Below are 5613 nucleotides of genomic sequence, written 5' to 3'. Positions count from 1 at the left end.
GCGCTGACTACACAGGTCCTTGCATCTACCCCAGATGCTTGTGGAAGAATGCCGTCGCGCGGCCCCAGGCGAGCTCGGCGGCGGCGCGATCGTGGACGGTCATGCGCTGCTCGTTCACGAAGGCATGCTCGGCGTCGTAGCGATAGAGCTCGAGCGACTTGCCGGCCTTCTTCATCGCCTGCTCGAAGTTGTTGACGAGCTCCGGCGTGCACCAATCGTCCTTGTTGGCGAAATGCGCCTGCAGCGGGATCTTGACGTCGGCGGGCTTCGCCGCCTGCTCCGGCGGAATGCCGTAGAACACGACGCCGGCGGCGAGCTCCGCAATCTTGGTCGCGCCGATGATGGTCACGGCGCCGCCGAGGCAGAAGCCGGTCAGCCCGACCTTGGCGCCGTTGCGCGCCAGATATTGCGCGGCGCCGCGCACCGTCTGCGTGGTCGCGTCCATGAAGTCGAGCGAGTTCATCTCGCGGCCCGCGGCGTCCGTGTCGTGATAGGGCACCACGGTGCCCTTGTAGAGATCGGGCGCCAGCGCGTCGAAGCCGGCGCGCGCGAAGCGCTCGCACAGGCCCTTGATCTGGTCCTGCAGCCCCCACCATTCCTGGATCACGACCACGCCCGGCGCGTTGCCGCCGGCGGCGTTGGCGAGATAGCCCGTGGCGTCCTTGCCGTCCGGACGCTTGAAGGTGATGAGGGTGCCCATGGATGTCCTCCGGTGTGCGTTTTGAGGGGTAGGGTTTCACCGTCATTGTGGCCGCTCGGCGCCGCCGAGGCAACCGCGCCCACGGTCACGTCCTCGCGCGGATTACTCGACGCGCGTAACAGGCCAACAACAGCCTCAGGCGACCGCCTTCTCGGCCTCCCCGCCCAGCGCACGCAGCGCCGCTTGGACGCGTGCGACCACGCCGCTCCAGTCGCGGCGCTCGTCCTGCCGGAACAGGCGCGCGGTCGGATACCAGGGGCTGTCGTCGCGATCGAGCAGCCAGCGCCAGTCCGGCGCGCGCGTCACCATGATCCAGACTGGCCTGCCCAGCGCGCCCGCCAGATGCGCCACGGCGGTATCGACCGTGATGATCAGATCGAGCGCCGCGATCAGCGCCGCCGTGTCGGTGAAATCATGCAGGTCCGCGCTGACATCGCGAATGCCTGTTTGCGCGAGCCGCTCGGCCTCGCCGGGGCGATATTGCTTCTGCAGGCTGACGAAAGTTGCGTCGCACTTCAGCAGCGGCTCGAGCTGCGTCAGCGACATCGAGCGCTCGCGATCGCGGACATGATTGGAATTGCCAGACCAGGCCAGTCCGATCTTCAGGCCGCTCATGTTGTCGAGCCGCTGCTTCCACGCGGCGACGGCGCTGTCCGGCGCCTGTAGATAAGGCGCGCTGGCCGGAATGGTCTCCAGCCGGGTCTCGAACGCCATCGGCAGGCTCAGCAGCGGGCAATGCAGGTCATAGTCCGGCAACGCCTCGCCCTTGATCACGATCTCCGCAGCACCCGCAAGCGTCGTCATCAGGCCGCGGAGCGCCGGCTCGACCTCCAGCACGACGCGCGCGCCGCGGGCGGCGACCAGCGGCACATAGCGGCTGAACTGGATGGCGTCGCCAAAGCCCTGCTCGCTGTGCAGCAGGATGGTTTTGCCGGCGATATCGCCCTCGCCGCGCCATTGCGGTCGTGACCGCGCCGGCGGATTCAAGCGCGCCACCGGCGCGCGATGGCGCCATTCGTAGCCGGGCCAACCTCGCGTGAAGTCGCCGGTGACGAGGCTGGTCAAGCTCTTCAGGAAATGTGCATCGGCATAGTCGGGGCGCAGTGCGATCGCCCGATCGTAGCTCGCCAGCGCCTCGTCGAAGCGCCCGAGGTCGCACAGCGTGACGCCGCGGTTCGAGAACGCTGGCGCATAGTCCGGCCGCGCCGCGATCGCCTGATCGAGGGTCGCCAGCGCCTCCTCCAGCCGCTGCAATTTGTGCAAGGTCACGGCGCGGTTATCGAGCGCCACGGCATCATCGGGGCGCACCGCGATGGCCTGCTCATGGCTCGCCAGCGCCTCGCCGTAGCGCGCCAGATCATGCAGCACCGTGCCCCGATTGGTGAGCGCCTCGACATTGTCGGGCTGCTGGCCGAGCACGCGCTCGAAACTCGCCATGGCATCATCGAGCCGGCCAAGCGCGTGCAGCACCGCGCCGCGATTGACCTCGGCCTCGACATGGCCGGCCTGCAGCGCCAGCGCGCGCTCATGGCTCGCCAGCGCTTCATCCAGCCGGTCCAGATCGTGCAGCGTGAGACCGCGGCTGACCAGAGCGTGGGGATCGGCGGGACGCAGCTTCAACGCGGCGTCATGGCTCGCCAGCGAGTCGTCCAGCCGCCCGAGCCCGCGCAAGGTGATGCCGCGATTATTGAGCGCGTCGATGTGGTCGGGCTGCAGCGCCAGCGCGCGGTCGTAGCTGACCAGCGCCTCCTCATGACGCCGCAGCCGGCCCAGCGCATTGCCGCGATTGCTGAACGCGGCGGCGTAATCGGGCCGCAGCACGATGGCGCGGTCATAGTCCGCGACCGCCTCTCCAAAGCGGCCGAGCTCGTAAGCGGCGATGCCGCGGTTGTTCAGCGCCTCCGGATAATCCGGCTGCAGGGCCAGCGTGCGATCGTAATCCGCCAGCGCGTCCTCGAAGCGGCCCTCCTCCTGCAGCAGCGCCGCGCGGTTGTTGAGCAGGCCGGCATGATCCGGCTGCAGCGCCAATGCGCGATCGAAACTCTCCAGCGCCTCGGCACGACGTCCCAACACCTGCAGCAGCGCACCGCGGTTGCTCCAGGCTTCCGGAAAATCCGGACGCAGCTTTAACGCGCGGTCGTAATGCGCCAGCGCCATGGTCTTGCGGCCGCGCGCCATGTGGATCACCGCCAGCAGATTGAGCGTGACCGCCGACGCCGGATCAGCCGACAGGATCTTCTGGCAGGTCTTCTCGGCCTGGCCGAGCTTGCCATCCGCATACTGCTTGAGCGCGATCTCAAAGACCTGCGACACGGTGAGGGAGACGGTCTTCATGCCGATAGGTGATCCAGGACGGCGTGGATCGCGCAGTCCTATCTGACTCGGCCTAAGACCGGCTAGGTGTTTCCAAAGTCTCGGTCCTATGGACGCGGCCCCCGCTGTCATCATCCGCCACCCCGGGCTCGCCAAAGGCGAGACCCGGGGGCGAAGCATGACAGTGTTGAAGATGGCGAGATCTCAATCCATCCAGCACCGTCAACAAAAAAGCCCCCGCGAGGGGGGCTTTTCCGCATTCATATGTCACCGACGAAAGATCAGTGCGCGTCAGCCCAGACCTTCTTCTTGGTGAAGTACATCAGGCCGGCGAAGATGATCAGGACGATGAACACCTGGAAGCCGAGGCGCTTGCGCGCCTCCATGTGCGGCTCCGCGGTCCACATCAGGAACGTGGAGACGTCGTGGGCATATTGCGCCACCGTGGCCGGCGAACCGTCATCGAAGGTCACCTGGCCGTCGGACAGCGGCGGCGGCATCTTGATGGCGTGGCCGGGGAAGTACTTGTTGTAATACGTGCCCTCGGGAACCGTGACGCCGGCCGGCGGCTTGTCCTCGAAGCCCCGCAGGATGGCGTCAATATAGTTCGGGCCCTGCTCCTGGAACTGGGTGAAGAAGTCGAAGATGAACCAGGGGAAGCCGCGCTCATAGGACCGCGCCTTGGCCATCAGCGACAGGTCCGGCGGCGCCTTGCCGCCGTTCGCGGCGGCGGCCGCCTGCTCGTTCGGGAACGGCGCCGGGAAATAGTCGGCCGTGCGGCCCGGACGCTCGAACATCTCGCCCTGATCGTTCGGGCCGTCCTTGATCTTGTAGTCGGCGGCGAAGGCGGCGGCCTGCGCGGTCGAATAGCCGGGTCCGCCGGGATCGGCGAGGTTGCGGAACGCGATATAGTTCAGCGAATGGCAGTTCGAGCAGACTTCCTTGTAGACCTTGAGGCCGCGCTGCAGCGCGCCGCGGTCATACTTGCCGAATGGGCCCGAGAACGACCATTTCTGCGACGGCGGCGTATCGTCCTCGGCGGCGCGGGCATGGCCCATGCCGCCAACCAGGAGGGCACCACCCACCGCCAGCGCGATCACGGTCGACACCATCGGCGTGCGCTTGCTGCCGGTCTTGGCCAGCACGTCGTCGGCGATCGAGTTCGGCAGCGGACGCGGCGTCTCGATGCGGGCGAGCAGCGGCAGCACGATCAGGAAGTAGGCGAAGTAGCAGGCCGTCAGGATGCGGCCGAGCACCACATAGACGCCTTCCGGCGGCTGCGCGCCGAGATAGCCGAGCCCGATGGCGACCACGACGAACATCCAGAAGAACTGCTTGGCCAGCGGCCGGTAGGTGCTGGAGCGGGTCTTGGCCGAGTCGAGCCAGGGCAGGAACACCAGCACGATGATCGCCGAGAACATCGCGATGACGCCCGCGAGCTTGTTCGGGATCGAGCGCAGGATCGCGTAGAACGGCAAATAGTACCATTCGGGCACGATGTGCGCCGGCGTCACGCCCGGATTGGCCGGGATGTAGTTGTCGGCGTCGCCGAGATAGTTCGGCATGTAGAAGATGAACCAGGCGAAGAAGATCAGGAAGCAGCTGACGCCGAAGAAATCCTTGATCGTCGCATACGGCGTGAACCGCACCGTATCCTTCTCGGTCTTCGGCTCGACGCCGGCCGGATTGTTCTGGCCCGCGACGTGCAGCGCCCAGATATGCAGCACCACGACGCCGGCGATCACGAACGGCAGCAAATAATGCAGGGAGAAGAAGCGGTTCAGGGTCGGATTGCCGACCGAATAGCCGCCCCACAAGAGGGTCACGATGCTGTCGCCGACATAGGGAATGGCGGAGAACAAATTGGTGATGACGGTGGCGCCCCAGAAACTCATCTGGCCCCACGGCAGCACGTAGCCCATGAAACCGGTGGCCATCATCAGGAGGTAGATGATGACGCCGAGGATCCAGAGGATTTCGCGCGGCTCCTTGTATGATCCGTAATACAGGCCGCGGAACATGTGGATGTAGACGGCGAGAAAGAACATCGAGGCGCCGGCGGCGTGGGTGTTGCGCAGCAGCCAGCCATAGTTGACGTCGCGAACCAGAGCCTCGACCGATTTGAAGGCGAGATCGGCGTTCGGCGTGTAGTGCATCGCCAGGATCACGCCGGTCAGGATCTGCACGCCGAGCATCAGCGAGAGGATGGCGCCGAAGGTCCACCAGTAGTTCAGGTTGCGCGGCGTCGGATAGGCCACGAACGAGGAATGGACGAGGCCCATAATCGGGAGCCGCCGTTCAATCCACTTCAGGGCTGGATTGGTCGGCTGGTAGTCGGATGGTCCGCTCATGATGCGATCCTGAGGAATTATTGCGGCGACGCTAAACGGAAACGGGCGTCAGCCGATCTGGATTTTGGTGTCGGAAACGAACTGGTACGGCGGCACCGGCAGGTTCGCGGGCGCGGGCCCCTGGCGGATGCGGCCGGACGAATCGTACTGCGAACCATGGCAGGGGCAGAAGAACCCGTCGTAATTGCCTTCATGGGCGATCGGGATGCAGCCGAGATGGGTGCAGATGCCGATCACGACCAGCCACTG

General features: G+C 65.8%; 3 protein-coding genes and 1 pseudogene. All 4 read right to left on the bottom strand.

Annotated elements, in window-relative coordinates; genetic code table 11:
• Positions 1 to 25: 25 nt before the first annotated feature.
• Positions 26 to 700, bottom strand: a complete 675-nt coding sequence (locus WA702_RS04690) for a dienelactone hydrolase family protein (protein ID WP_425109369.1) — start codon at positions 698 to 700, stop codon at positions 26 to 28.
• A gap of 135 nt (positions 701 to 835) precedes the next feature.
• Positions 836 to 3034 (bottom strand): tetratricopeptide repeat protein, encoded by a 2199-nt coding sequence (locus WA702_RS04685; protein ID WP_425109368.1) that lies wholly within the window; start codon positions 3032 to 3034, stop codon positions 836 to 838.
• Positions 3035 to 3294: 260 nt separating this feature from the next.
• A complete protein-coding gene (locus tag WA702_RS04680) occupies positions 3295 to 5364 on the bottom strand; it encodes a cytochrome c1 (protein ID WP_425109367.1) in 2070 nt (689 codons plus the stop codon).
• Between the two features lie 48 nt (positions 5365 to 5412).
• A pseudogene (petA, locus tag WA702_RS04675) lies at positions 5413 to 5613 on the bottom strand (ubiquinol-cytochrome c reductase iron-sulfur subunit); the annotation flags it as partial.

Origin of the sequence: Bradyrhizobium sp. (assembly GCF_049798375.1) — a bacterium.
In the GTDB taxonomy this organism is placed as follows: Bacteria; Pseudomonadota; Alphaproteobacteria; order Rhizobiales; family Xanthobacteraceae; genus Bradyrhizobium.
This window is presented reverse-complemented; position numbering and strand designations above follow the sequence as displayed.